Here is a 25,418-nt window from a genome sequence, read left to right as displayed (position 1 = left end):
TTAACGGGCCAAAGCCGCTATCGGGCCGTCAGAACACGAAGGCGGCGGCTCGTTCCAGCCCGGGAAGGACCGGGGCCGCGGCATCGAACAGCGCCCGATGGCCGAATTCGCCGTGAGTATGGGTGACGATCATGGCTCGCGGCGGCCTGGATTCGGCCGAGACCCCCAACAGGCGCCCACCCTCCTTGAGCTGCCCGAGCAGCCCTGCCGGCGTCACCTCGGTGGCGCCGTTGAGGACGATCACATCATAGGGGCCGGCAGCGGCATCACCCTCGGTGCAGGCCGCGGCCTTGCAGGCCACGTTGGCGAGCCCGAGGGCGGCGAAGGCGTCCTTGGCCTTCGCGGCCAAGGCCGAATCGCATTCCGTCGCGGTGACCTGACGCGCAAGCTTGGCGGTCAGCGCAGCGAGATAGCCCGTGGCGCAGCCGACGACCAGCACGTTGTCATCCTCGCCGATCTCGGCGGCCTGGAGCAACTTGCCGGTCAGTTGCGGCTTGATCAGGAACCGCTTGGCGCCGCCCTCGCTGACGTCGAGATCGAGGTCGAGATACGCCAATGCCTGCCGGCTGGCCGGCACGAAGGCCTCGCGCGGAACCGTGAGCATGGCATCAAGAACACGACGGTCGGTGACGTCACTGGTGCGCACCTGGCCATCGACCATTTTTAGGCGCGCCGTCGAGAAAACGGACATTTGCGGACCCTGCAAGGCGGACGATGCCGCGGACGAAAGTTGGCGGCATCTTTGGAACAGGCCCTGCGAAAACGCAACATGGCTTTGGCCCGCGAAACGGGCCCTTCCGCAACTCGCAACGTCGAGGGTGAGCCGCCTATTCGATCGTGACTGCGAGGCGGCCGATCAATGCGGCGACTTCATCCAGCCGTGCCGAATCGTGGGTCTCGACCGCCCGCGCGAGACAGGCGAGGCATTCGTCATCGCTGAGTTCGGGGATGTCCGCCGGCAGAATGGAGGGAGCCAACGGGGAACGGTCGACCTGGATGTCTCGCATGGGAATCAGCTCCGTAAAGGACCGGCGCCTGGAAGCTCGATTTCAATTGAGTCGTTTTGGCGTCGCGGCGGAGGATGCGGGCTCGCCACGGTACACATCTAATTGAGAATTTGCCGCAACGAGATCGCATCCCAGATCAGAGTCTGGACGCAAACCATTGACGATGAAGCAGAATTTGGCTCCCCGGGCTGGATTCGAACCAGCGACCATCCGATTAACAGTCGGATGCTCTACCGCTGAGCTACCGAGGAAAAGGGCGAACCCGTCGTTCGCGCGCGGCTGCGTATAACAAAGCCGCTTGCGCTTGCAAAGGACGAATTCGCCATCTCGCACATTGCGGCGAGGAAGGGCGCGTGGCCCCTCCTCCGCCTGGCCTCAGGTCAAGTTACTCGGCGACGAACGAAGTGGTCTTGGTGCCGGAATCGTAGCGCAGCCGAAGCGCGGTGAACTTGCAGAGGTTGACGTTCTTCCAGAGCACGGTCTCGTCATAGTTCTGCCAGTCGACGCGGACGTTCCAGACGCATCCTTCGTCGTCATCGTCGAACTCGACATAGGTGCTCGCCTGGTTCTGCAAAACCTTGTCCAGCTCGTTGTCCCATTCGTCCATGCCATCGTCCGGGGCGTTGAAGCCCAGGAATTTGATGGCATAGCCGGTCTCGTTGACGACAGTGACGTTGCGCGCGTCAGCCGCGAACGACGGCGCGGCGGCAATCGATAGACCGATCGCGATCAGTGCAGACAGAAAATACTTCATATGAAATTCCCCCGATCGAAACGGGCTTTCGGTGCCTGACGTCGATCGGCGCAGGCGCCGCGGCAACCAATGGTGTTGCCTTGGAGGATTCGTCGGAGGCGCAATCGAAAGGTTCAAGACGCGATCGATCCGCCTCCGGCTCTCTGCACGACGCGAGACGCGCAGCGAGCCAATTCTTACCGATTCGAATTCTCCGCAGCAATGAACCGGCATTCATAGATCGGCGCGGCTTGTTGTCTCCGGCGCGGGCGCCGGCGCTGCGCGCTCAATATGATTCTTGTCGCAGGCACGGCTTCGCTTCCTCGCGACGCATCTCGCCCGAGCTTTGCTTTGTCTCGTCCACCCTCCTCCGTCAGAGGGCGCAGGGAAGACCGGGTGCCGGCTGGCACCCACGGTCCACTGTGCGAAGGTTGCGCTACAAGAGGCTGCACAGCGGCATACAGGTGAAGCCCAACACACGGCCTTCCCTGCGCAGTGGTTTGACGGCTTATGCCGAGTTCTCCCCGGGGAGCGATGCACTATTGCCCCCGTCGCCTTGCGGATGGCTGATGCGGATGCCCGGTCGGGCCGCCCACATCACCACAAGACTTGACGCACAGACCCCGGGCGTCAGGACGACACGGTTTTGCCGTACGCTGTCAGCACCGGTCGTGTGCGCGACGCCTTCGCTCACGGTTTTGCCGCCCTGCGAAGCCCTTCGCGCCGATGCTGCCCGCGTCCACCGCAGCTCACCCCACGTTTCGTGACGATCGCGATACGCCCCTCTGACCGGGATGAGGTGGCGGCTGAATACGCCAAAGCCGAATTTCGGTAAAGCGGAATATTTTTGCGCGAGCGGATTGACCCGTCGTTTGGGTGTTTTGCCCGTCGGGCAACGCAAGGGATTGAAGCCCGGATTGCTTCGCGAATCCGGGCTATCGGCTGTCGCCTCACGGCCGCCGACACACCGGGTCGATCTCGATCAGTGCGTCCTAGCAGCCGGCTGCCAAAAACTGCTCGTGAGGAACCCTCGCGGCATCAATTTCCGAATTCGGAGAAACAACATGATCTTGCGCGACGCAGCGATCTGCCCGATTAGGGAATCATGCGGTGAGGTCATTTGACACAGATATGACAATCGAAGGACGCATCTGCGGCCGGCATCCGAAGCACATCACCCCCGTCCACAGTCTTTCCGCAGCATACCCACAGGCATATCCACAGGCCGACTATGCCGGATTCGCGAGCCCGCGCGAGCCACTTGCTGCGCACAAACCCACAGGCCCGGTATGTCAGCCGCCGCCCTGATCGAACACGGTGCGGCAAGCCTCACTCAAGCTTGACCTGTTACGGCGCAGGCACGCCGTGATGGCCCGGACGTTGGGGATCTCGCCGGCGCAGAGCCGGTAGACGTCGGGGGTGCAGGCCCGGCGCTGCTCGGGCGTTCCCTGCTGAGCATGGGCGGCGGAGGCAAACAGCGTCAGGAACAGCCCGACCGTCGAGGCGCGACGCGCCCGGCTTTTCACACCCGCAAACCGCAAGAACCTCGCCTTCATGACCAGTCTCCCGTCTGCCTTGCCCGCCGGCCTGTGTTGGCCGGTGTGCGAAGGGGTAGGAGAAATAAACAGCGGACGATGTGACCTCCTTCACACTGCGGGCACCCGGCAGGAACCTAAGTTTTCCAACGGGATTTCATCAATCGCTAACCAATCGGGACCCGATTGGCCGATCGTTAAAATACGAACGATCGGCTCAACCGGGAAGCAAACCCGCTTTGCGATATTGCGCCATCCGCGGGCCGGAGGGTGTGATGAGCGAAGCCGAGTTCAACTTACTGCTGGACGCCGTCCAGGACGCCATGATCCATGAAGATCTGGCGTTCGTGCCGGGGGAGGATTTCGTGCCGCGCTCGTGGACCTATTACGCGAAGCCCAAAGCTGCCAATGACAACGAGGGCGCGTGGCCCCTGCTACCTTTCCCGGACGGCTGGTACGCGGCCTGCTGAAGCCAATCTCGCCGTGAGCCGATGCGCCCGCGCTCTGCGGGCGTTTTGCTGTGGGCTCTACGCCGCGAAATCCGGCGCGACCGCGATCAAGTCTTGAGGCGGTCCTCGCCGTCCAGCGGCGCCCGGTCGGGTGCGGCCGAGGGGAAGATGCTGTCATAGATCGCGCGGGCCTCGCGAATGAGGCGAGCCCGCTCCAGCTCGGATTTCGGGACAAATCGGACGATTTCGCTCACGTGCTCTCCAGCGCTCGATCGTTGGGATGCATCACTTCGCAGATGCGAAGACTATGCCAGCGGGCTGAATGGTGGGTTTCCGCCGGGCCCCGGGTAAACCCGGTGTGCGCAGCCGGCACGCATCGCCCCCGCAGGCTGATGGCAGCCGCGACACGATCGGATATTCGCTGAGATATCAGGAGGTTGTGATGGAGGCCACGTCGGGACTCGAACCCGAGTAAACGGTTTTGCAGACCGGCGCGTAACCACTCCGCCACGTGGCCCCAACGAGGGCGGAGCAATATAGGGGATCACGGGTTTAGGCAACCCCGACCGGGCAGCTACGCCTTCGCGCCGCCGAGATATTGGCCGAGAATCTCATCGGTCGCACCGGCCGCCACGATCCGCCCCTCCTCCAGCAGGATCGCGCGGTTGCAGGTGCTCTTGATCAGCTCGACGTCGTGCGAGGCGAGCACCAGAATGCCGGCGCGCACGACGATCTCGTCGAGCCGCTGCCGCGCCTTCTTGCGGAACTGCTGGTCGCCGACGCCGATCCATTCGTCGAGCAGCACGATCTCGCCCTCGACGGCGGTTGCGACCGCAAAGATCAGGCGCAGCATCATGCCGCTGGAATAGGTGCGCAGCGGCAAGTCGAGCCGTTCGCGAGCTCGGTGAATGCGGCGATCTCCGCGCGCCGGTCGTCGATCTCGGAGCGCCGCGCGCCGATCACGAGCCCGCGCCGCACGATGTTCTCGTAGCCGGTCGCTTCCTCGTCGAATCCGGCCGAGAGATCGAACAGCGGCTGGCAGCGGCCCAGCACGTCCACGCTGCCGGACGTCGGATGGTAGATGCCGGCGAGCACCCGCAGCAGCGTGGTCTTGCCGGCGCCATTGGCGCCGATGATGGCGACGCGGTCGCCGGCACGGATGTCGAGACTGACATCGTTCAACGCGGAGACGATGTGCGGGGTCGTCCGCCGCAGTGTCACCGCGTTGACGAACCGGCTGCGCAGCGAGCGGTCGCGGAACGACAACACCGGAAATCTCACCGAGACGTTGCGAAGCGCGATATGAGCTGCGGGGGTCATATCTCGCGCCTCACAGCCAATACGCCACGCGATGGCGGTATTTCGCGTAGCAGCCGAGGCCGATGACGGCCACGACGGTCGCATAGATGACCCCGAGCAGCCATTGCTCCGCATCGGTCGGCTGTGAGAGCAGTGGCCTGCGCACCAGATCGAGCAGCGTCGCGAACGGATTGGCGCGGATCAGCCAATAAAACGCGGTGCCGCGCACGGTGTCCTCGGTCCAGATGATCGGCGTCAGGAAGAACACGAATTGCAGGCCGCTGACGATCGCCGAGCCGATGTCACGAAACCGCGCGCAGAGCATGCCGAGCGCGACCGAGCCGCCCAGCAGCACGACGAGCAGGATCGCAAAGCCCGGCACCGCGAGCAGCATGCTCCCATGCAGCGGCCACGGCATTACCAGATAGAGCAGTACGACGATCACCAGATGATGCGCGAAGATGAGGACGTTGCGCGCCATCATTTGGAGAACATGCACGATCAGCGGCGCCGGCACCGCCTTGATCAAATGGTTTGATGCCACGAAGATGTTGGAACCTTCCTGGAGCGTCGTCGCGATCAGCGTCCAGACGATCAGGCCAATGGCAAAGGGCGGCAGAAAGCTCGCAATGTCCTGCTTGAACAGTGCCGCATAGACCGTGCCGACGCTGGCAATCGTCGCGGCGAGCGTCAGCGTGATCCAGAGCGGGCCGATCACGGTGCGCCGGTAGCGCAGCGAAATGTCCATCAGGGCGAGCGTGCCCCAACGATCGAACCGCGCCGCCTGGGCAAGGATCTCCTTGGCTGCAAGCTGAATGCGACGGTCCCTTCCGTTTCCGGCGTTCCGATGGTGCGACAGGATAGCAGATCGCGGCCTGTTGGCCGATGGTCTCTATCCGCCCGCCTCTCGCGGGACAATCGGCCGGACGGATGATCCGGACCGGAGTCAGGCTCGCTTGACCCGCCGGACACCGCGCCGGCGGTCCTTCACCGGCGGCTTCGGCGCCAATTCGGGCATCTCGGTCTGGACCTCGCGGTAGCGGGTTAACATCCGTTCAAAGCTGGCATTCAGCGTCTCGGCGATGTCCGGGCGCTTCTCCAGAACGGAGAGGATCGTCGCTGCCGCTTCGATGGTCGACAGGCCGTCCTTCCGAGGCTCCTTGCGCAGGCGGCCGTAACGCGATGGCGCGGCCGGGTTGAGGATGACGCGCTGGCATTTCAGCATCCAGGGGTTGCGCCACCACAGGGCCTTGGCCTGGCTCCAGGTGCCGTCGAGCAGCACCACACCTTCGAGCTTGCCGAGGCGCGCGCGCTGGTTGTCCGCGCCCTCGCCTTTGCGGTTGAGCGCCAGGATTTCGCCCTCGGCCTCGAGATCGGCGGCGTGCGCCGAGCCGAGATAGAGCACGGCCCAGTGCGAGGCGTTCTCGATCGGTTGCCCCAGCGCCTTGGACAGGCTCGGCCAGGACAAGCCGACCCGCAGCGTGGCACCGGCGAAATGCTTCGCAAGCAGCCGCGCGGTGCCGAGCGCCCTGTCCTGCTCCTGCGGATGCTGAAGGATCAGGAGCGAGAGCCGGTTCTTGATGGGCGTGACGCTGTCGCAGATGCACAGCGGCATCGGCTTCTGGCAGTGCGGGCATTCGGGGATTGGATCGGCCGGCGCAGCGGCGGTGGGGTTCGACATGGTCGCCGCTATACGCTTTGCGGGGCTGTTCAACAACCCGCCTATTCCGCCGGCGCAGGCACCGGGCGCGGCTCGCGGCGCCGGCGCAGGCGGTCGATCAGCAGGTAGATCACGGGCGTGGTGTAGAGCGTCAGGATCTGCGAGACGAACAGCCCGCCGATGATGGTGATGCCGAGCGGGCGGCGCAGTTCCGTGCCGGGCCCGGTCGCGACCACCAGCGGAATGCCGGCGAACAATGCAGCCATGGTCGTCATCAGGATCGGACGGAAGCGTGCCTGGCAGGCCTCGAAGATCGCCTCCGCCGAAGACAGGCCGCGCTGGCGCTCGGCATCGAGCGCGAAATCCACCATCATGATGCCGTTCTTCTTGACGATGCCGATCAACAGGATGATGCCGACGAAGGCGATCACCGTCAGCGGCGTGTTGGTGATCTGCAAGGCCAGCAGCGCGCCGAGGCCCGCCGAGGGCAGCGTCGAGATGATCGTGAGCGGATGGGCGAGACTCTCATAGAGCACGCCGAGCACGATATACATCGCCACCAGCGCGCCGAGGATCAGGAGCGGCTGGCGGCCGCTGGTCTTGGCGAAATCGCCGGCGTTGCCGTCAAAACTGCCGCGGATGCCTTCCGGCATGTGCAATTCCTCGACCGCGCGCTGGATGTTCTGCGTTGCGGCCTGGATCTGCACGTCCGGCAACAGGTTGAACGACACCGTGGTCGATGGGAACGATTGCGAATGATAGACCGCGAGGGCGGCGAGCCCGCGCGTCGCATGTACCACGGCCGACAGCGGCACCTGCGCGTCGCCCGCGCCGGCGACATAGATGCGATCGAGGTTGGACGGGTCGACCTGGAATTTCGGGTCCATCTCCAGAACGGTCATGTACTGGTTGCGTTGGGTGTAGATGATCCCGATCTGCCGCTGCGAGAACGCGTTGTTGAGCGCGTTGTCGATATCTTGGACGCGGACGCCGAGCGCCGAGGCCTTCTGGCGATCGATCGACAAGGTCAATTGAAGCCCGCCGGGATCGCGGTCGCTGGAGACGTCGGTGATGCCTTCGACGCTCTCCATGCGCTTGGCCACGATCGGCGCCCACTTCTGCAACAGGCCGAGGTCGGTGCTGGTCAGCGTGTACTGGTAGTCGGAATCGCTCTGTCGTCCGCCGGCGCGCACGTCCTGGGCGGCGAACATGAACAGGCGGATGCCGGGCACCGGGTATAACGCCCGCCTGAGACGGTCGATCACCACCTGGGTCGAGACGTGGTCGCGCTCCTCCGGCGGCTTCAGGCTGATGAACATGGTGCCGCGATTGGAGGTCGCGCCACCCGGCCCGCCGCCGCTGCCGACGGTGGAGCCGATGCCGGCCACGGCCGGATCCTGCATCACGATGTCGGCGAGCCGCTGCTGCAGGCTGAGCATGGACTGGAACGAGATGTCGGCCGAGGCGCGCGTCGCCCCGATGACGAAGCCGGAATCGTCGGTCGGGAAATAGCCCTTGGGGACCTTGATGTAGAGCACCACGGTGAGGCCGATGGTGGCAAAGAACACCAGCAGCGTTAGCAGCGGATACTCCAGCACCGTGCGCAGGGTGCGGGTGTAGAAGGCGACGATGCGCGTCAGCGAGCCCTCGATGACACGATCGAACAGTGTGGCGGATCCCGACGTGGTCTGCCTGATATAGTGGGCACAGATCATCGGCGTCACCGTGAGCGACACCAGGGTCGAGACCAGGATCGCGAAGGTCAGCGTCAGCGAGAACTCGCGCAAGAGACGGCCGACGATGCCGTCCATGAAGATCAGCGGCGTGAAGGCCGCGATCAGCGACAGGCTGATCGACACCACGGTGAAGCCGATCTGCCGGGCGCCGTCCAATGCCGCCTGAAGCGGCCGCATGCCCTGTTCGAGATTGCGGTACATGTTCTCGATCATGACGATGGCGTCGTCGACCACGAAGCCGACGGAGATCGCCAGCGCCATCAGCGACAGATTGTCGATCGAGAAGCCCGCGACCCACATGCCGGCGCAGGTCCCGGCCAGCGCCAGCGGCACGGAGATTCCGGCCGCGATCGTCGGCGTCAGCCGTCGCAGGAATACGAACACGACGACCATCACGAGAATGGCGGTCGCGAACAAGGTCCACTGCATGTCGAGCACGCTGGCGCGGATCGTACTGGTGCGATCGACCAAGGTGGAGACGTCGACGCCGGCCGGGATCCACTGCTTCAGCGCGGGGATCAGCTCCTTCACCCGGTCGACGGTCTCGATGACGTTGGCGTCGCCCTGCTTGGTGATCTGGATCAGCACCGCCGGCTGCTTGTTGAACCAAGCGATGGATCGGGCGTTACGGACGCCGTCCTCGATGTCGGCAACATCGGAGAGCCGGACGAAATTGCCGTTCGCGCTTTTGATGACGATGTCGCGGAACTCTTTCGCCGTCCGCATCTGCCTGTTGAGCGACAGCGTTTCGCTCTGGCGCTCGCCATTGAAGATGCCGACCGGACCGAGCGGATTGGCGTTGATAATCGCAGTTCGCACGTCGTCGGTGGCGATGCCGGCGTTCGACAGCGCGACGGGATTGAGCTGAATCCTGACCGCCGGCTGGTCGGCACCCGAGATCGTCACATTGCCCACCCCCGGCACCTGCGAGATGCGCTGCGCCAGCACGGTATCGGCGACGTCGTAGACCGCGCTGGCGGACAGCGTCTTCGAGGTCAGCGCCAGCACGAACACGGGGGCGCCTGCGGTATTGGCCTTGCGGAAGCGCGGCAGCGTCGGCAGATCGCTGGGTAGGTCGACCAGCGCGGCATTGATCGCCGCCTGCACGTCGCGCGCGGCCTTGTCGATGTTGCGGCCGATGTCGAACTGGAGCTGGATGCTGGTCGTGCCGAGCGAAGAGGTCGAGGTGATCTGGTTGATGCCCGCGATCTCGCCGAGCCGCCGCTCCAGCGGCGAAGCAACCGTCGCGGCCATCACGGACGGATCGGCGCCGGGACGGCTGGCGGAAACGAAGATGGCGGGGAAATCGATGTTCGGAACCGAGGCGACGGGGAGGAACTCGTAAGCCACGATACCCAGCAGGAACAACCCGATCGACAGCAGCGTGGTCGCGACCGGGCGGCGGATGAAGGGCTCCGAGATCGATGCCATCACTGCATCCCCTCGGTCGCGCCCGCGACGGGCGGCCCGCCGGGTTCGACCGGCGGCAGCGCCTGCTCAAGGCGGCGGTTGATGCGGTCGAGGGCGAGGTAGATCACCGGCGTGGTGTAGAGCGTGAGCAATTGGCTGAGCAGCAGGCCGCCGATGATGGAGATGCCGAGCGGAAAGCGCAGCTCGGCGCCGGTGCCGCTCTCGATCGCCAGCGGCAGCGCGCCGAACAGCGCGGCCAGCGTCGTCATCATGATCGGACGGAAGCGCAGCAGACAAGCCTGCACGATCGCCTCGTTGGGCGACATCCCCTGCCTGCGCTCGGCCTCGAGCGCGAAGTCGATCATCATGATCGCGTTCTTCTTGACGATGCCCATCAACAGGATGATGCCGATCAGCCCGATCACGGAGAGATCCTGCCCGCACAGCATCAGCGCCAGGATCGCGCCGACGCCGGCCGACGGCAGCGTCGAGAGGATCGTGATCGGATGGATGTAGCTCTCGTAGAGCACGCCGAGCACGATATAGATCGTGATCACCGCGGCCAGCAGCAGCCAGGGCTGGCCGGCGAGTGCCTTGGCGAATTCGGCGGCGTCGCCGGCATAGACGCCGACGATGCTGTTGGGCATCTCAATCCGGGTCTCGATGGTCTTCACGGCCTCGACGGCATCGCCGAGCGCAGCGCCCGGGGCGAGGTTGAAGCTGAGCGAGATCGACGGGAACTGGGCCTGGTGCGAAATCGCGAGCGGCGCGGTGGTGCGGGTCAGCGTCGCCACGGCGGAGAGCGGCACCTGTGCGTTGGGCGCGCCGGCGGTCGCGCTCGCCCCGCCCGGCAGATAGAGCTTCGACAGGATCGAGGGATCGCGCTGGTACATCGGCAGCGCTTCCAGCACCACGCGATACTGGTTGGCCTGGCCGTAGATGGTCGAGATCTGGCGCTGCGCGAACGCGTCGTTGAGCGTGTCGGTGATGCCCTGGAGGCTGACGCCGAGCTGGCCGGCGCGGGTGCGGTCGACCGTGAGCTGCGCCCGCAGACCGCCTTCCTGCGCCTCCGAGGAGACGTCGCGGAACAGCGGATCGCGCCGCATCTCGGCAACCAGCTTGCGCGCCCATTCCGACACCAGCGCGGCGTCGGTGCCGGTCAGCGTGTACTGGTATTGCGAGCGGCTCGACTGGGTCGATATCTGCACATCCTGCACCGGCTGGAAGTAGACGGTCATGCCGGGGATGGCTGCCACCCGCTCCTTCAGCCGCGTGATGACGACGCTGACATCGTCGCGCCGCTCGCCGCGGGGTTTCAGCGTCATGACCAGACGGCCGACATTGGTGGTCGGATTGACCGAGCCTGCCCCGATCACCGAGACCACGCCTGTTACATCGGGGTCGGCCTTGATGGCGTCGGCCGCGTCGGCCTGCCGCTTCTGCATCTCCGCGAACGACACGTCGGGACCCGCTTCCGTCACCGCCGTGATCGAGGCAGTGTCCTGCAGCGGCAGGAAGCCCTTTGGCGCGACGACATAGAGCGCCAGGGTCGCAATCAGTGTGGCGAAGGTCACGACCAGCGTCGCGCGCTGGCGCTCCAACACCCAGAGCAGCGTGCGGTGATAGAACCCCACGGTGCGGTCGATGAAGCGGCTGACCGCGGCAAGACCCGGCACTGCCAGCTCTTCATGGGCGTGCTTCAGCAGACGCGAGCACATCATCGGCGTCAGCGTCAGCGAGACCACGGCCGAGGTCACGACCGCGATCGTCAGCGTCAGCGCGAATTCGCGGAACATGCGGCCGACCAGGCCCGACATGAACAACAGCGGGATGAACACCGCAATCAGCGACACCGTCAGCGAGATCACGGTGAAGCCGATCTCGCTGGCGCCCTTCAGCGAAGCCTCCATCGCGCTATCGCCGTTTTCCATGTGGCGGACGATGTTCTCGATCATCACGATGGCGTCGTCGACGACAAAGCCGGTGCCGATGGTGAGCGCCATCAGCGACAGATTGTCGAGGCTGAAGCCGGCGAAATACATGATGCCGAAGCTGGTGATCAGCGAGAGTGGTAGCGCCACCCCGGCGATCAGCGTGGCCCTGAGCGAGCGCAGGAACAGCAGCACCACCAGCGTCACCAGCACCACGCTGAGGATCAGCGTGAACTGCACGTCGCGGACCGAGGCACGGATGGTGACGGTACGGTCGGAGACGATGGTGAGATTCACGCCGGCCGGAATAGCGCGCTGGACCTTTGGGATTTCCGCCCGGATCTGGCTGACGACGTCGATCACATTGGCGCCGGGCTGCCGCTGAATGTCGATGATGACCGCGGGCGAGCCTTGATACCAGCCGCCGGTGCGGTCGTTCTCGAGGCCATCGACGATCTGGGCGACGTCGGCAATCGTGACCGGCGAGCCGTTGCGGTAGGCGATGATGACAGGCTTGTAGGCGTCGGCGGCGGCGATCTGGTCATTGGCGGCGATGATGTAGGATTGCTGCGCGCCGTCGAGCGAGCCTTTCGGCCCCGAGACGTTGGCATTGGCAATCGCGGTGCGCAGGTCTTCCATGGCGATGCCATAGGCGGCGAGCCGCGCGAGATCCGCCTGGATGCGGACGGCCGGCTTCAGTCCGCCGAGCACAGAGACGCGTCCAACGCCGGAAATCTGGCTCAGCCGCTGCGCCAGAAGCGTGTCGGCAATGTCGCTCATCGCCCGTAGCGAGATGGTGTCGGAGCGCAGCGCCAATGTCATCACCGGCGCATCGGCCGGGTTCACCTTGGCGTAGGTCGGCGGATAAGGCAGCGTCTTGGGCAGCACGCCGGCCGCGGCGTTGATCGCGGCCTGGACGTCCTGGGTCGCGCCGTCGATGTCGCGGTTGAGATCGAACTGGAGCGAGATCTGGCTGACGCCGAACGAGCTCGTCGAGTTCATCGCCGACAGCGACGGGATCTGGCCGAGTTGCCGCTCCAGCGGCGCGGTGATCAGCGAGGCGATCACGTCGGGGCTCGCGCCGGGCAATTGCGTCGTCACCTGCACGGTCGGGAAATCGACCTGCGGCAGCGCAGACACCGGCAGCGCGAAATAGCCGAGCAGCCCGCCGATCAGAAGCGCGATGCCGAGCAACGAGGTCGCGATCGGCCGTCGGATGAAGGGTTCGGAGACGCCCATGGGATGCGCCTGCCGCTCAGGCGGCTGTCGTCGGGATCATGGCTGCTTGGCTCCACTTCCCGATGCACCCGGCCCTGGTGCCGGTCCGGTCTGGCCCTTCTGGTTGCCCTCGCTGCTCTTGCGCTTGGCGCGGAACTCGCCGTCCTTATCTTGTCCGTCCCTCTGGCCGTCTTTGGCGCCGTCCTTCTTCTGACCATCCGGTCCGCGCGAGCGCTTGCGTGGCGCGAGATCGGCCGACGGCGTCTGGTCGTCGCGGCCGATGACCACCTTGGAGCCATCGGACAGATTGGCAAAGCCTGTGGTGACGACCTTGTCTGTCGCCGACAGGCCGCTGGCGATGACGGCGTCATGCTCGTTCTGCTGCGTCACCGTCACCGGCTTGGCCGCAACCAAATTGTCCTCGCCGATGACATAGCTGAACGTGCCGATCGGTCCGCGCTGCACGGCCGAGGTCGGCACCACCAGTGCCTGCGTCAAGGTCTCGACCTTGAGACGGACATTGACGAACTGGCCGGGCCAGAGCTGGTAATTGGCGTTCGGGAATTCGGCCTTGAGCCTGAGCGTGCCGGTGGTCTGGTCGACCTGGTTGTCGATGCCGGTGAGCTTGCCGGTGTCGATCACGGTGAGGCCGTCATTGCCGAACACGTCGACGGCGAGCGCGCCCTTCGACGCGGCGGCGTTGACCCGCATGATCTGCTGCTGGGGCAGGCTGAACCACACCGCGATCGGCTGCAATTGCGTGATCACCACGAGGCCGGTGGTGTCGGAGGCGTGGATGATGTTGCCCTGGTCGACCTGGCGCAGGCCGGCGCGGCCCGAGATCGGCGCCACGATCTTGGTGTAGCTCAGCGTCGCCGCCGCATTGTCGATCGCCGCCTGGTCAGCCTTGACCAGCGCCTCGGTCTGCGCGACCAGCGCGCGTTGGGTGTCGGCCTGCTGCTTGGATCCGGCGTTGGACGCGGCGAGCTGCTCGTAGCGCGTGAGGTCGATGCGCTGGTTGGCGAGCTGGGCCTGGTCCTGCGCCTTCTTGGCGACAGCCTGATCGTACGTCGCCTGGTAGAGCGCCGGGTCGATCTCGCCGACCACGTCGCCTTTCTTGACGTCCTGTCCCTCGGTGAAATTGACCGCGATCAGCTTGCCGTCGACTTGAGAGCGGACGGTCACGGTGTTGAGTGCGCGGATCGCGCCGACGCCGTCGAGATAGACGGGAACGTCCTGGATGCGGGGCGTCGCCGCCAGCACCGGTACCGGCAGATCCGGCCGTTGATTGCGGCCGTTCGCCTGCTGCGGCTGCTGATGCCAGGTGGTCCAGCCGTAGTAGCCGAGCCCGCCGAGGATCGCCAGCGTGATCAGGGTCATGACGAAGCCGCGCCCGCGCGACTTCTTCGCCGTTCCCTCCTTCGCGCCCTGCTTCGTATCCGGCTTAAAGAGCATTGACCGGTTTCTCCATCCTCGGCTCCCAGCCGCCGCCGAGCGCCTGATACAGGCTGACGATAGCAAGAAGGCGGGCAAGTTGCGCCTGCGACAGCGCGTCTTCCGCCTGGAACAGGGTCAGTTGGGTGTTGAGCACGGTGACGATGTCGGCGGTGCCGGCGCGCAATTGCTGCTCGGAGAGATCGAAGGCGCGGCGGGAGGCGTTGAGGACGTCACGCTGCAATTGCAGCCTGATCGTGGTCTGCTTGATCGAGAACAGCGCATTGTCGACATCGGCAAAAGACTGGATGATGGTCTTGCGGTAGGTCTGGAGCAGTTCGTCCTGCCGCGCCTTGGCAAACTCGAAATTGCCGAGGATCTTGCCGCCGTCGAAGATCGGCTGCGTCGCGCTGCCGACGAGCTGGAAGAACGCCGCATGCGGCTGGAATAGCGAGACCAGGGCCGAGCTCTGATAGCCGCCATTGCCGGTGAGCTGGATGGTCGGAAAGAACTGCGCGCGGGCATTGCCGACGTTCGCAGTGGCAGAAGCAAGTTGCGCCTCCTGCCGGCGAATGTCGGGCCGCTGCGTCAGGAGCTCGGACGGCAGGCCGGGCGTCACGCGGGGTATAGCGATCCGGTTCAGCGAGCCGCCGAGCACGCGCACGCTCTCCGGCGGCCGCGACACCAGGACTGCAAGCGCATTGACGTTTTGGTCGAGCGTCTGGCGCAGCGGCGGCACCAGGGCCTTCTGGTTTGCGAGCACGCTCTCCTGCTGCGCGACGTCGAGATCGGTGCCCGTGCCAGCCTTACGCCGTTCTTTGACGGCATCGAGGATGCGTTGCGCGCTCGCGATGTTGCGCTGTGAGGTCCGGATGCGATCCTGCGAGGCCAGCACCTGGAAATAGGCGTTAGCCACACCCGCAAGCGTCGTCAGCGCAACGACGTCGCGATCGAAACGGTTGGCATGCGCCGTTTCTTCCGCGGTCTGGAGTGCGTCCCGATTCTGACCCCAGAAATCGAGCTGGTAGCTCGCGCTCAGCGAAGCCTGGTAGTTGACGACCTCACGGCCGCCATTGGTGAGCCCCGAGGCGGAGGAGCCGGAGGTGCGCGAATAGGCCTCCTGCCCGGTGCCGGAAAGGCTCGGCAGCAGCGCCGCACCCGCTTGCCGCGCCTGCGCGTCGGCCTCGACGATGCGCGAAACGGCGGCGGCAATGTCGAGGTTGACGGTCTGCGCCTCTTCCATCAGCTGTGTCAGCTCCGCCGAGCGGAAGCTGCGCCACCAATCCAGAGACGGCGGCGCATCGCCCTTGCCGGCGTATTTGTACTGCGTGGGAACGTCGAGCGCGGGATCGGGAAGATCCTGCGTGAGCACGCAAGCGCCCGAGCCGGCGGCGAGGCAAGCGACCGCAAGCCAGCGCGCCGCACGTCGTGTCCGGGACGCGGAACCTAGAGACCGCCGCACCGCGATCGCAGGATCATCTTGTGTCAAATCCACCCCCCGCCGGGCAGATCGAGCCGCCGCCGCGAAGCCGGATTAACCGATTCGCGGCTGGACAGTCGGCGGGCGTTGGATAACTCGTTCACAGCGATGATGCTTTCTGCGGAACCGGACACCCATACTAGCCGGGTGCGGAACAGCGGGACAGTCCCGCAGGTGCGAAATGACCGCCAAAGCGCACCGCCATCAACACGAAGAAAGCACGAAATAGTGCTGTGTTGCAGCGCTTTTTCGCATTCCTATGCGGCCGTGGAGCCTGCTCAAGCTTACCAAGATTTCATGTGATAATGCCGCCACACCGACGCCAGTCCCTTCAATCCGCCTGCACCGCTCGCGATGCGGCTTCAGTCCGGTCTCGAAACCGAGGTGGGCCACTCTCGCGAGGCCGTCCATTGTCGAAACGAATGGGCATTCGTCGTGCAGAGATTTGACCGCCTCCCGCGTACCAGCCGCACTCTTCGAGGGCGATGTCTCAGATCCAATGGCGAAGGTGCGCTGGCGACGACCCTTATCTTCCATGTTTTGGCAGGGACCGGCCAGATCCTCCTACCGATATCCCGCAGCGTAGCACAGCAGCAGCATCGGCGATCTCTCCTCCCAAAAATTCACTGCTTCCGGGCACTTCCGCCGGTTTCGCCGCAGCGCAAAAGCCTTCCCCTTTGACCGCCCAAGCACTAGGTTCTGGCCAACCTGATCAACCCTTTGCCAGTGATTTCCCCTGACATGACCATCAAAAATGACGTTGTCGAAGCCATCGGCAACACCCCGCTGATCAAGCTCAAGCGCGCTTCCGAACTGACCGGCTGCACCATTCTGGGCAAGGCCGAGTTCATGAATCCCGGCCAGTCGGTGAAGGATCGCGCCGGCAAATGGATGATCCTGGAGGCCGAGAAGCGCGGCGAGCTCAAGCCCGGCGGTCTCGTCGTGGAATCGACCGCCGGCAATACCGGCATCGGCCTTGCGGTCGTGGCGAGCGCGCGCGGCTACCGCACGCTGATCGTGATCCCGGAAACGCAGAGCCAGGAGAAGAAGGATTTTCTGAAGCTGTGCGGCGCCGAGCTGCTGGAATCACCGGCACTGCCCTATTCCAATCCGAACAGCTACCAGCATGTCGGCCGCCGTCTTGCCGACGAGCTGCGTAAGACGGAGCCGAACGGCGTGCTGTTCGCCGACCAGTGGAACAACCTCGACAATGCGAAGGCGCATTACGAGTCCACAGGTCCTGAGATCTGGGAGCAGACCGGCGGCAAGGTCGACGGTTTCGTCTGCTCCGTCGGCAGCGGCGGCACGCTGGCCGGCACCAGCCGCTTCCTGAAAGAGAAGAGCAAGGACGTCAGGATCGCCTGCGCCGACCCGCACGGCGCCGGCATGTATGAATATTTCAGAACGGGCGACGCCAAGGCGACGCCGGGCGGCTCGATCACCGAGGGCATCGGCCTCAACCGGGCGACCGCAATCGTCGAGAGCGCAAAGGTCGACGACGCCTATCTCATTCCCGATGCCGAAGCGGTGACGGTGATCTACGAACTCCTCCAGCACGAAGGCCTGTGCCTCGGCGGCTCGACCGGCATCAACATCGCCGGCGCCATCCGCCTCGCAAAGCAGCTCGGACCGGGCAAGACGATCGTCACCGTGCTCTGCGATTCCGGCAGCCGTTACCAGTCAAAGCTGTTCAACGCCGACTTCATGCGCGCCAAGAACCTGCCGGTGCCGGAATGGCTGGAGAAGCGCAGCAACATCAAGCTGCCGTTCGTCTAGAACGTTCCGGAAGCCGGCCGTCTAACTCCAGGTCGGCCGCGACGATCCCTGCGACACCCGCGTGAGGCGCTCGTTCGATAGCGAGGGCTTGATCGCGCGCGTGCGCGGCGGGAGGGGAGCGCCGTAGGAGCCTTCGCTGTCGCCGCTCGGCCAGAACACGAGCGCGAGCATCAGCGCGAGGTTGACGAGCGCGCCGACCGCCGTTGCCTGATGCTCCTGCCCGATCGCCCAGGCCGGAAACCGGCCCGCGACGACATGGTCGACGATCACCAGCGCGAACCAGGCAGGCACCACGCAGACCGGATCCCAGCCGATGTCGCGGATGCGCATCGATTGCAACGTGAAGGTGACAACTCCGAAGAAGACGATCGCAGCGATCATCGCCGAGCTGCTGGTGAGATCTTCAGGCCGGATCGCGCCGGGCGAGGTGTTGCGCAGCACGGCCATTGCGATTGCAAAGCAGATCGCCGTCATCACGATCGCAAGCGCGACCGTGGCGAGGAAGAAATGCAATCGCCCGAGCCGGGCGTTCAAGCCGAAGACGAAACCGAGCATTGGCGTACCCTTTTAGCGCCATATGCCCAGAAATGGCTTTCGGAGCCATGAACCGGCACTATCGCGCGCCGGCGCATGGTTTCCGGACGACTAAGCTGGCCAGCGCAATTCGAGACTTCGCCCCACCCGAGAGGGTCAGGCGCCCTCGCCGCCTTCGGCAGCCGCGGCACAATAGTCGCGCCAGAACTGGCGATAGCCCGCCTCGACCCTGGCCGTGTAGATTTCGACATTGCCGGCGGGGGAGGCTGCGATCCGAGCCGGCAACTCGCTACGCAACTTCGCCAGGTGCGCCGGCTGCGCCGCATATTTGCAGGCGATCGCGGCATAGCCCTCGTCATCCTCGGCGACCCAGTCGTCGAGACCGACAGCAGCCACGATCGAACCGCCGGCACGCGACGAGGCGCCGTTGCCGAGCTTGGCCACGACCGGAACGCCCGCATAGAGCGATTCCCAGGTGCTGACGCCGCCGTTTTGCGGGAACGTGTCGAGCGATATGTCGACGTTTGCAAACGCCCGCAGGTGCTCGTGGCGCGGCGTCGAGCCCAGGCAGATGACATTCTCCTCGGCAACGCCCTGCGCCACGAACCGCGCGATCAGACTATCGCGCAGCATGGGATCGTCGAGCAGCGTATGCTTGATGACGATCTTCGAACCGGTCACCTCGCGCATCACGTTCGACCACACCCGGATGGCCTCGTCCGAGATCTTGTAGATGCGGTTGAACACGCCGAAGGTGACATGGCCGTTGCGGAGCATGGGCGGCTCCGATGCAGGTACATCCAAAATGGGATCGATCGTGATCAGGCACGGCAGGTCGTAGACCTTTTCAGCCAGCAGATGGCGCGCCGATTGCGGAATGAAGATGGGATCCGCGAGCACGTAGTCCATGGTCTGCAGGCCCGTGCCCGTAGCGTGTCCGAAACCCGAGACCTGGATCGGGGCCGGCTTGCGGGCGAAGACGTGGAGCCTGTTGCCGGTGGTGTGCCCGGACACGTCGATCAGGATATCGACCTTGTCCGCCTGGATGCGATCGGCGAGTTCGTCGTCCGAAAGCTGCCAGGCGTCGACCCAGACGTCCGCCGAGGACCTGAATGCGGCGGTCATCTCATCTCTTACCGGCGAGCACGAATAGCAGACGATCTCGAACCTGGCGTGATCATGATGGCGCAGCACCGGTAACAGAGCGAACGCTGCCGAGTGATGCCAAAACTCGGCAGCAACATAGCCAACCACGATCCGCCTGTCGGGATCGAGCTGCCGCGGGGCAAGAGTCCTTCGCGGCAATCTCGAGCCGATCGCGTCCCACCACTGTTTTCGCGCAGCCTGCTGGACCGCAAAATCCGCGTCGGGGAGATAGCCAGCAAGAATATCTTGCGCCCGATCAAGTCCGCATAGTCAGGCGCGATTGCCAGCCCTGCATCGAGATGTTCGAGCGCCGTCGCGATGTCTCCCTGGCTCGCATAGCAGGAAGCCAGGAGCGCAATTCCGATGTCGGACCGCGGATGTTCCTCGAGCAACTTCTTGACGACCGCAATCGCCCCGGCCGTATTGCCCTTGAGAATGTTGACTTGCGCCTTCCCCTGCAAGGCCACTTCGAGCCTCGGTGAAAGCGCCAGCGCCGCATCGAAATCCGCGAGCGCCTGCTCCAGCCGCAACAGATCGAGATTGAGCCGTCCGCGCTGCGCCAGAATCTTCGGCGAATCCGGCTTGATCGCGAGCCCTGCCGCGATCGCCGCGGCCGCCTCTTCGTAGTGCCGGAGCTCGATGCACACCATGCCCTTGCCCGCGATCGCTTCCGCATGACGCGGTTGAAACGCGAGGGCGCGATCGAAACTCTCCTTGGCGCGCTGGAACTGCCCTTCGATCAGCTCCGCCATGCCACGATTGCAGAATGCATCGGCATAGTCCGGCTTCAGCCTGATAGCGCGTTCGTGCAGCTCGATAGCCTGCTCGGCGAAGCCCATGTGCAGCAGCGTATTGCCGAGATTGGTCAAGGCGATCGGAGAATTCGGCTTCAGCGCAATGGCTTTCTCCTGGCATGCGCGAGCGTCCTGAAACTTCTGGAGGGTGAAATACACTGCCCCGAGATTGCCATGGGCATCGGGCGAACGTGGATCGAGCACGGTCGCGCGCTCGAGCAATTGTTGCGCCTCATCGAGGCGCCCGCCATCATACGCGCGCAGGCCAAGCAGGTGCGCGGCGTCGAAATGATCCGGAACCTCCGTCAGAATCCGCCGGCAGAGTGTCTCGACCTCTGCGTATCTGCCCTGCCCGAGTGCCTGAACCGCGGCGGACATGAGCGCGTCCGCCTGCTTCCTCAATTTCTTTTGCAATCGCGCGTTCTGGAATGCGCGCGCGCCGGCGCTGCTCTGCAAAGTCTCTCTCCGGAGTATGGCCCGAAAAGAGGCTGGCCGATTCGCATGGTGCCAAGCTGGCGGATCGGTTAGACCAGCGACGCCACCGGATTGCAGGTGCTCAGCGCAGGATCTGGCTCAGGAACAGTTTTGTGCGGGCGTGCTGCGGGGCCGCGAAGAACTCGTTGGGCGTGTTGGCTTCGATGATCTGGCCCGCGTCCATGAACACCACGCGGTTGGCGACCTCGCGGGCAAAGCCCATCTCGTGGGTGACGACCAGCATGGTCATGCCCTCCTCGGCAAGGTCGACCATGGTGTCCAGCACCTCCTTGACCATTTCGGGGTCGAGCGCCGAGGTCGGCTCGTCGAACAGCATCACCTTCGGGTTCATCGTCAGCGCGCGGGCAATCGCAACGCGCTGCTGCTGACCACCGGACATCTGCCCCGGAAACTTGTTGGCCTGGTGCGGGATCTTGACCCGCTCCAGAAACTTCATCGCCGCCGCTTCGGCATCCTTCTTGGGGATGTTGCGCACCCAGATCGGCGCCAGCGTGCAATTGTCCAGCACGGACAGGTGAGGAAACAGGTTGAAGCTCTGGAACACCATGCCGACTTCGCGCCGCACCGCATCGACATGCTTCAGGTTCGGCCCGAGCTCGATGCCGTCAACGACGATCTCGCCTTCCTGAAACTCCTCGAGCGCGTTGATGCAGCGGATCAGCGTCGACTTGCCCGAGCCGGAGGGGCCGCAGATCACGATGCGCTCGCCCTTCTCGACCGCAAGGTCGATGTCGCGCAGCACGTGAAATTCGCCGTACCATTTGTTCAAGCCGGAAATTTTGACGATGGGGTCGGACATGGTGACCTCGATCAGTTGCGGCGGTGAGCGTTGAGGCGGTGCTCGACGAAGAGCGAGTAGCGTGACATTCCAAAGCAGAAGATGAAGTAGATGATCCCGGCGAAGGCGAACCCGGTGAACGCGGTCGACGGCGACGACCATTTCGGATCCGAGAACGACGCCCGCAGCGAGCCCAGCAGATCGAACAGCGCCACGATCGAGACCAGCGACGTGTCCTTGAACAGGGAGATGAAGCTGTTGACGAGGTTCGGAATGACGTGGCGCAGCGCCTGCGGCAGCACGATCAGCGAGGTCGTCTTCCACCAGGACAGCCCCAATGCCGCGGCCGCCTCGCCCTGCCCGCGCGGGATAGCAGCCAGCCCGCCACGGACGTTCTCAGCCTGATAGGCGCCCGTGAACAGCGAAATTCCAATCAGCGCACGCACCAACCCGTCGACTGTGAAATTGCCCGGCAGAAACAGCGGCAGCATGTAGGTGGCGAAGAACAGCACGGTGATCAGCGGCACGCCGCGCCAGAACTCGATGAAGGCGATCGAGAAGATCCGGATCAGCGGAATGGTCGAGCGGCGGCCAAGCGCCAGCGCAATGCCGATCGGCAGCGAGGTGACGATGCCCGTGACGGAGACCACCAGCGTCACCAGAAGTCCGCCCCACAGGTTCGTCTGCACGATCGGCAGTCCGCCGTGATCGAGCCCCATCAGCTTGATCACGATTGCGATGGCGGCGAAGGTGACGACGCTGGACGTCAGGGCCCGCCCCCCCGTGCGGAGGCCGCCGCCGAGAACGAAGGCGATCAGCGAGACGATCGCGGCGGTGATGGCGAAATCGGCCCAGACCGACTGGCCCGTCCCCTGCAGCTGGTCACGCAGCCAGGTCAGCGGAAAGATCAGCCAGTAGATCGCGGTCCCCACGAGCACGATGACATTGCCGACGACCCACAACAGCGGTGCGGCAGAGGATGTCTTGCCGAGACCGAGCAGAGCCTTGCCGGCGCCGATGATGCTGTCGTCGAACAGTTGCAGCAGGTCAGCGGTCCAGCTCAGGCCAAATCCCTTGATGCCGCCGCCATGCAGCAGAAAGAATGCGACCACTGGAAACGCAAAGAAGAACAGGCCTGCGTTCAATCCTTTCGACGGCAGTCGTGGAATGAGCAACGGCACCAACAGGACCACCGACAGGACGAGCGTGAGGTTGACCCGCCAGCGTTCGGCTTCGGGGTAGAAGCCGTAGATCAGTTGCGGCAGCTTGGCCTGGATGTAGGGCCAGCAGGCGCCGACCGTAAAGCCGGCGTTCTCGGCGAGGCAGGCCGTGCGATCCTTACCGGTCCAGACTGCATCGACCATCAGGAATCTGACGGAAGGAATGATGGTGAACCATAGCAGCAAGGCGCCGACGATCGTGAGCAGGATGTTGGTCGGCGAGTTGAACAGGCGCGTCCGCACCAGGCCGACGAAGCCCGTGGTCTTCACCGGCGCGGGACGCTCGTCGAGAAGATCCTGGCGGACGAAGCTGGACGAGGTGATATCGCTCATGCGCCGAGACTCCGGCTGATGCGCCAACCGTAGACGCTCATGACGGCGCTGGTGATCAGCGAGATCAGGAGATAGACGCCCATCGTCATAGCGATGATCTCGATGGCCTGCCCGGTCTGGCTCAGCGACGTGCCAGCGAACACGGAGACAAGGTCAGGATAGCCGATCGCGACGGCCAGCGACGAATTCTTGGTGAGATTGAGGTACTGGTTGGTCAGCGGCGGAACGATGACGCGCATCGCCTGCGGCACGACCACCAGGCGGAGCGTAGTACCGCGGCTCAGGCCCAGCGACGATCCCGCCTCCATCTGCCCGCTGTGGACGGAGAGGATGCCCGCGCGCACGATCTCGGCGATGAAGGCAGCCGTATAGGTCGACAAGGCCAATGTGAGCGCCACGAACTCCGGGATGATCCGCGAGCCGCCGGCGAAATTGAAGCCCTTGAGCTGCGGCAGCTCGAAGCTGAAGGGCAGACCCGCTACCAGAATGGTGACGAGCGGCAGTCCGAACAGCAGGCCCAGCACATAGGGCCAGATCCGGATCATCTGCCCCCGCTGGAACAGCGCCCGGCGCGCGTGGATGCGCAGCACCACCGAAGCCACGATGCCGAGCGCCAGCACCACAAGAAACGCCTCGAAGCCGCTCTCGCCGATCGGCCGGGGAATGACGAGACCGCGATTGCTGACGAAAGCGATGCCGAGCAGCGAAATGCTCTGTCGTGGATTAGGCAAGGCAGCAAGCACCGCCAGGTACCAGAACAGGATCTGGAACAGCACCGGCAGGTTGCGGATGATCTCGACATAGATTTCGCCAATGCGCGCGAGCAACCAGTTGGGTGACAGCCGGCACAGCGCGACAATGAAGCCGATCACGGTGGCAAACACGATGCCCACCACCGAGACCACGAGCGTATTGAGGAGCCCGACCAGGAACACGCGCAGGAACGTGTCCGAGCCGGTATACGAGATCAGCGTCTGATTGACGTCGAAACCGGCGTTGTTCGCGAGGAAGCCGAAGCCGGCCGCAATGTGCTGGTTCTCGAGGTTGGCGCGGGCGTTGGAGACGATTTCATAGGCAATCCAGCCCAGGACCGCAGCGAAGGCAAACTGGACGGCGATGCCGTTCCAGCCTGTCTTGCCCCCCAGGACGCGCCTGATCTTCAGCGCGATCTGGGGCGGGGGTTTGCGGGCCTCGATGCTCATCGCCGCGAGCGCGGGTCAGGCGGGGTCAGCGGATCGGCGGCGCGTATTGGAGACCGCCCTTATTCCAGAGATTGTTGAGTCCCCGATTGATACCAAGCGGCGAGCCTGCGCCGACGTTGCGGTCGAACACTTCGCCGTAATTGCCGACGGCTTTCACGATGCGCACCACCCAATCCTTGCTCAGGCCGAGCTGTTCACCGAAATTGCCGTCGGTGCCGAGGACGCGCTTCAGCTCCGGATTTTCCTGCTTCGCCTTCTCGTCGACGTTCTTCGCGGTCACGCCGAGCTCTTCGGCGGTGATCATGGCAAACAGCGTCCATTTCACGATGTCGAACCACTGGTCGTCGCCGTGGCGCACCATCGGTCCGAGCGGCTCCTTCGAGATGATTTCCGGGAGCACCATGTGATCGCCGGGATTGGCAAGCTTCAGGCGGTTGGCGTAAAGGCCCGACTGGTCGGTGGTGAAGACGTCGCAGCGCCCGGCCTCGTAGGCCTTGACCGTTTCGTCGTTGGTGCCGAACGCGATCACCTCGTACTTCATGTTGTTGGCCTTGAAGTAGTCGGCGAGATTCTGCTCCGTGGTGGTGCCGGTCTGGACGCAGACCGAGGCGCTGTTGAGCTCGAGCGCCGAGTTCACCTTGAGCGACTTCTTCACCATGAAGCCCTGCCCGTCATAATAGGTCACGCCGGTGAAGTTTGCGCCGAGCGAGGTGTCGCGCGAGATGGTCCAGGTGGTGTTGCGCGACAGCACGTCGACTTCGCCGGATTGCAGCGCCGTGAAGCGGTCCTTGGCGGAGAGCGGCACGTACTTGACCTTGGTCGGATCGTTGAAGATCGCCCCGGCGATCGCGCGGCAGACGTCGACATCAAGCCCGGTCCAGTTGCCCTTGTCGTCCGGCGAGGAGAAGCCGGGCAGGCCCTGACTGACGCCGCAGGACAGCATGCCGCGGTCCTTGACGGTCTTGAGCGTTTGCGCCTCGGCGGCTTGGGCCGTCAGGCCGGCGGCGAGGGCGAGAGTGAGAGCCAGGATTACGCGTTTCATGGGCTTGGGGCCTTTCAAAGTCGTCTCAAGGTCAGGAACGTTGTCTTTGCGATCGTCTCTGCCAGGGCTAGCCGTATCAGGACCAGCCCTGCAAGAGTCATGCTGGAAAACCTTGCCGATCACCCGCCGATCCCGGGAGGCCCTACCTTAATCCCCGCCGAAAGGCGCCCGCCGTTACGGCTGTGGCGCGTGGTCCGGTCAGGCGA

Annotated in this window: 19 protein-coding genes, 2 tRNA genes and 2 pseudogenes; 2 read left to right on the top strand and 21 right to left on the bottom strand. The window is 64.4% G+C overall.

Annotation, left to right across the window (positions count from 1 at the left end; translation table 11 throughout):
- Positions 1-28: 28 nt before the first annotated feature.
- The 5 genes from ABIB80_RS20900 to ABIB80_RS20880 all read right to left on the bottom strand — a co-directional run bounded on the left by ABIB80_RS20900 (position 29) and on the right by ABIB80_RS20880 (position 3,296).
- Positions 29-691: a protein-L-isoaspartate O-methyltransferase family protein gene (locus ABIB80_RS20900; RefSeq protein ID WP_007591157.1), complete on the bottom strand. Its 663-nt coding sequence runs from the start codon at positions 689-691 to the stop codon at positions 29-31.
- Positions 692-827: 136 nt separating this feature from the next.
- Entirely contained in the window at positions 828-1,007 is a 180-nt protein-coding gene (locus ABIB80_RS20895; RefSeq protein ID WP_007591158.1) for a hypothetical protein, read from the bottom strand.
- 176 nt (positions 1,008-1,183) lie between these two features.
- Positions 1,184-1,258, bottom strand: a tRNA-Asn gene (locus ABIB80_RS20890).
- Between the two features lie 134 nt (positions 1,259-1,392).
- Positions 1,393-1,761 carry a hypothetical protein gene (locus ABIB80_RS20885; RefSeq protein ID WP_007591185.1) on the bottom strand — a complete coding sequence of 123 codons (369 nt, stop codon included), beginning with the start codon at positions 1,759-1,761 and terminating at the stop codon, positions 1,393-1,395.
- 1,271 nt (positions 1,762-3,032) lie between these two features.
- Positions 3,033-3,296: a hypothetical protein gene (locus tag ABIB80_RS20880; RefSeq protein ID WP_007591186.1), complete on the bottom strand. Its 264-nt coding sequence runs from the start codon at positions 3,294-3,296 to the stop codon at positions 3,033-3,035.
- Positions 3,297-3,550: 254 nt separating this feature from the next.
- Here ABIB80_RS20880 and ABIB80_RS20875 point away from each other — a divergent pair, with 254 nt between their 5' ends.
- A complete protein-coding gene (locus tag ABIB80_RS20875; RefSeq protein WP_219680153.1) occupies positions 3,551-3,745 on the top strand; it encodes a hypothetical protein in 195 nt (64 codons plus the stop codon).
- 86 nt (positions 3,746-3,831) lie between these two features.
- Here ABIB80_RS20875 and ABIB80_RS20870 read toward each other — a convergent pair whose 3' ends face one another.
- The 10 genes and pseudogenes from ABIB80_RS20870 to ABIB80_RS20830 form a co-directional block, all read right to left on the bottom strand.
- Complete coding sequence (locus ABIB80_RS20870; RefSeq protein ID WP_354128228.1) at positions 3,832-3,978, bottom strand: hypothetical protein; 147 nt, start codon at positions 3,976-3,978, stop codon at positions 3,832-3,834.
- Positions 3,979-4,167: 189 nt separating this feature from the next.
- Positions 4,168-4,241 (bottom strand) — tRNA-Cys (locus tag ABIB80_RS20865).
- Between the two features lie 57 nt (positions 4,242-4,298).
- Complete coding sequence (locus ABIB80_RS39370) at positions 4,299-4,607, bottom strand: hypothetical protein (protein WP_246648610.1); 309 nt, start codon at positions 4,605-4,607, stop codon at positions 4,299-4,301.
- Between the two features lie 167 nt (positions 4,608-4,774).
- Positions 4,775-4,894 (bottom strand): annotated as a pseudogene (locus ABIB80_RS39365) (ATP-binding cassette domain-containing protein); the annotation flags it as partial.
- A gap of 160 nt (positions 4,895-5,054) precedes the next feature.
- Positions 5,055-5,771: an ABC transporter permease gene (locus ABIB80_RS20855; protein ID WP_354128227.1), complete on the bottom strand. Its 717-nt coding sequence runs from the start codon at positions 5,769-5,771 to the stop codon at positions 5,055-5,057.
- A gap of 198 nt (positions 5,772-5,969) precedes the next feature.
- Positions 5,970-6,704, bottom strand: coding sequence for a tRNA-uridine aminocarboxypropyltransferase (locus tag ABIB80_RS20850; RefSeq protein WP_219680157.1), 735 nt, complete (start codon positions 6,702-6,704; stop codon positions 5,970-5,972).
- 41 nt (positions 6,705-6,745) lie between these two features.
- A complete protein-coding gene (locus ABIB80_RS20845; RefSeq protein ID WP_354128226.1) occupies positions 6,746-9,850 on the bottom strand; it encodes an efflux RND transporter permease subunit in 3,105 nt (1,034 codons plus the stop codon).
- The gene (locus tag ABIB80_RS20840; protein ID WP_007591193.1) at positions 9,850-12,999 is read right to left on the bottom strand and encodes an efflux RND transporter permease subunit; all 3,150 of its coding nucleotides are present in this window, start codon (positions 12,997-12,999) and stop codon (positions 9,850-9,852) included. Before ABIB80_RS20840 ends, ABIB80_RS20845 begins: the two co-directional genes overlap by 1 nt.
- Positions 13,000-13,035: 36 nt before the next feature.
- A complete protein-coding gene (locus ABIB80_RS20835) occupies positions 13,036-14,433 on the bottom strand; it encodes an efflux RND transporter periplasmic adaptor subunit (RefSeq protein ID WP_354128225.1) in 1,398 nt (465 codons plus the stop codon).
- Positions 14,423-15,874 carry an efflux transporter outer membrane subunit gene (locus ABIB80_RS20830; RefSeq protein WP_376707486.1) on the bottom strand — a complete coding sequence of 484 codons (1,452 nt, stop codon included), beginning with the start codon at positions 15,872-15,874 and terminating at the stop codon, positions 14,423-14,425. Before ABIB80_RS20830 ends, ABIB80_RS20835 begins: the two co-directional genes overlap by 11 nt.
- 759 nt (positions 15,875-16,633) lie before the next feature.
- Here ABIB80_RS20830 and ABIB80_RS20825 point away from each other — a divergent pair.
- Entirely contained in the window at positions 16,634-17,668 is a 1,035-nt protein-coding gene (locus ABIB80_RS20825) for a cysteine synthase A (RefSeq protein WP_354128224.1), read from the top strand.
- Positions 17,669-17,689: 21 nt separating this feature from the next.
- On the opposite strand, the gene ABIB80_RS20820 is transcribed toward ABIB80_RS20825, so the two are convergent.
- From ABIB80_RS20820 to ABIB80_RS20795, 6 genes and pseudogenes are all read right to left on the bottom strand, one after another.
- Entirely contained in the window at positions 17,690-18,223 is a 534-nt protein-coding gene (locus ABIB80_RS20820) for a DUF805 domain-containing protein (RefSeq protein WP_354128223.1), read from the bottom strand.
- A 135-nt stretch (positions 18,224-18,358) separates the two neighbouring features.
- Positions 18,359-20,598 (bottom strand): annotated as a pseudogene (locus ABIB80_RS20815) (O-linked N-acetylglucosamine transferase, SPINDLY family protein).
- 100 nt (positions 20,599-20,698) lie between these two features.
- Entirely contained in the window at positions 20,699-21,436 is a 738-nt protein-coding gene (locus ABIB80_RS20810) for an amino acid ABC transporter ATP-binding protein (RefSeq protein ID WP_007591212.1), read from the bottom strand.
- 11 nt (positions 21,437-21,447) lie between these two features.
- Positions 21,448-22,968, bottom strand: coding sequence for an amino acid ABC transporter permease (locus tag ABIB80_RS20805; RefSeq protein ID WP_354128222.1), 1,521 nt, complete (start codon positions 22,966-22,968; stop codon positions 21,448-21,450).
- Positions 22,965-24,170 (bottom strand): amino acid ABC transporter permease, encoded by a 1,206-nt coding sequence (locus tag ABIB80_RS20800; RefSeq protein ID WP_219680181.1) that lies wholly within the window; start codon positions 24,168-24,170, stop codon positions 22,965-22,967. Before ABIB80_RS20800 ends, ABIB80_RS20805 begins: the two co-directional genes overlap by 4 nt.
- A gap of 25 nt (positions 24,171-24,195) precedes the next feature.
- Positions 24,196-25,212 (bottom strand): amino acid ABC transporter substrate-binding protein, encoded by a 1,017-nt coding sequence (locus ABIB80_RS20795; RefSeq protein ID WP_007591217.1) that lies wholly within the window; start codon positions 25,210-25,212, stop codon positions 24,196-24,198.
- Between the last annotated feature and the right edge of the window lie 206 nt (positions 25,213-25,418).

The organism is Bradyrhizobium sp. i1.15.2 (assembly GCF_040548425.1).
GTDB classification, from domain to species: Bacteria; Pseudomonadota; Alphaproteobacteria; order Rhizobiales; family Xanthobacteraceae; genus Bradyrhizobium; species Bradyrhizobium canariense.
The sequence above is the reverse complement of the archived record's forward strand: the minus strand, read 5'-3'. Positions and strand labels throughout refer to the sequence as shown.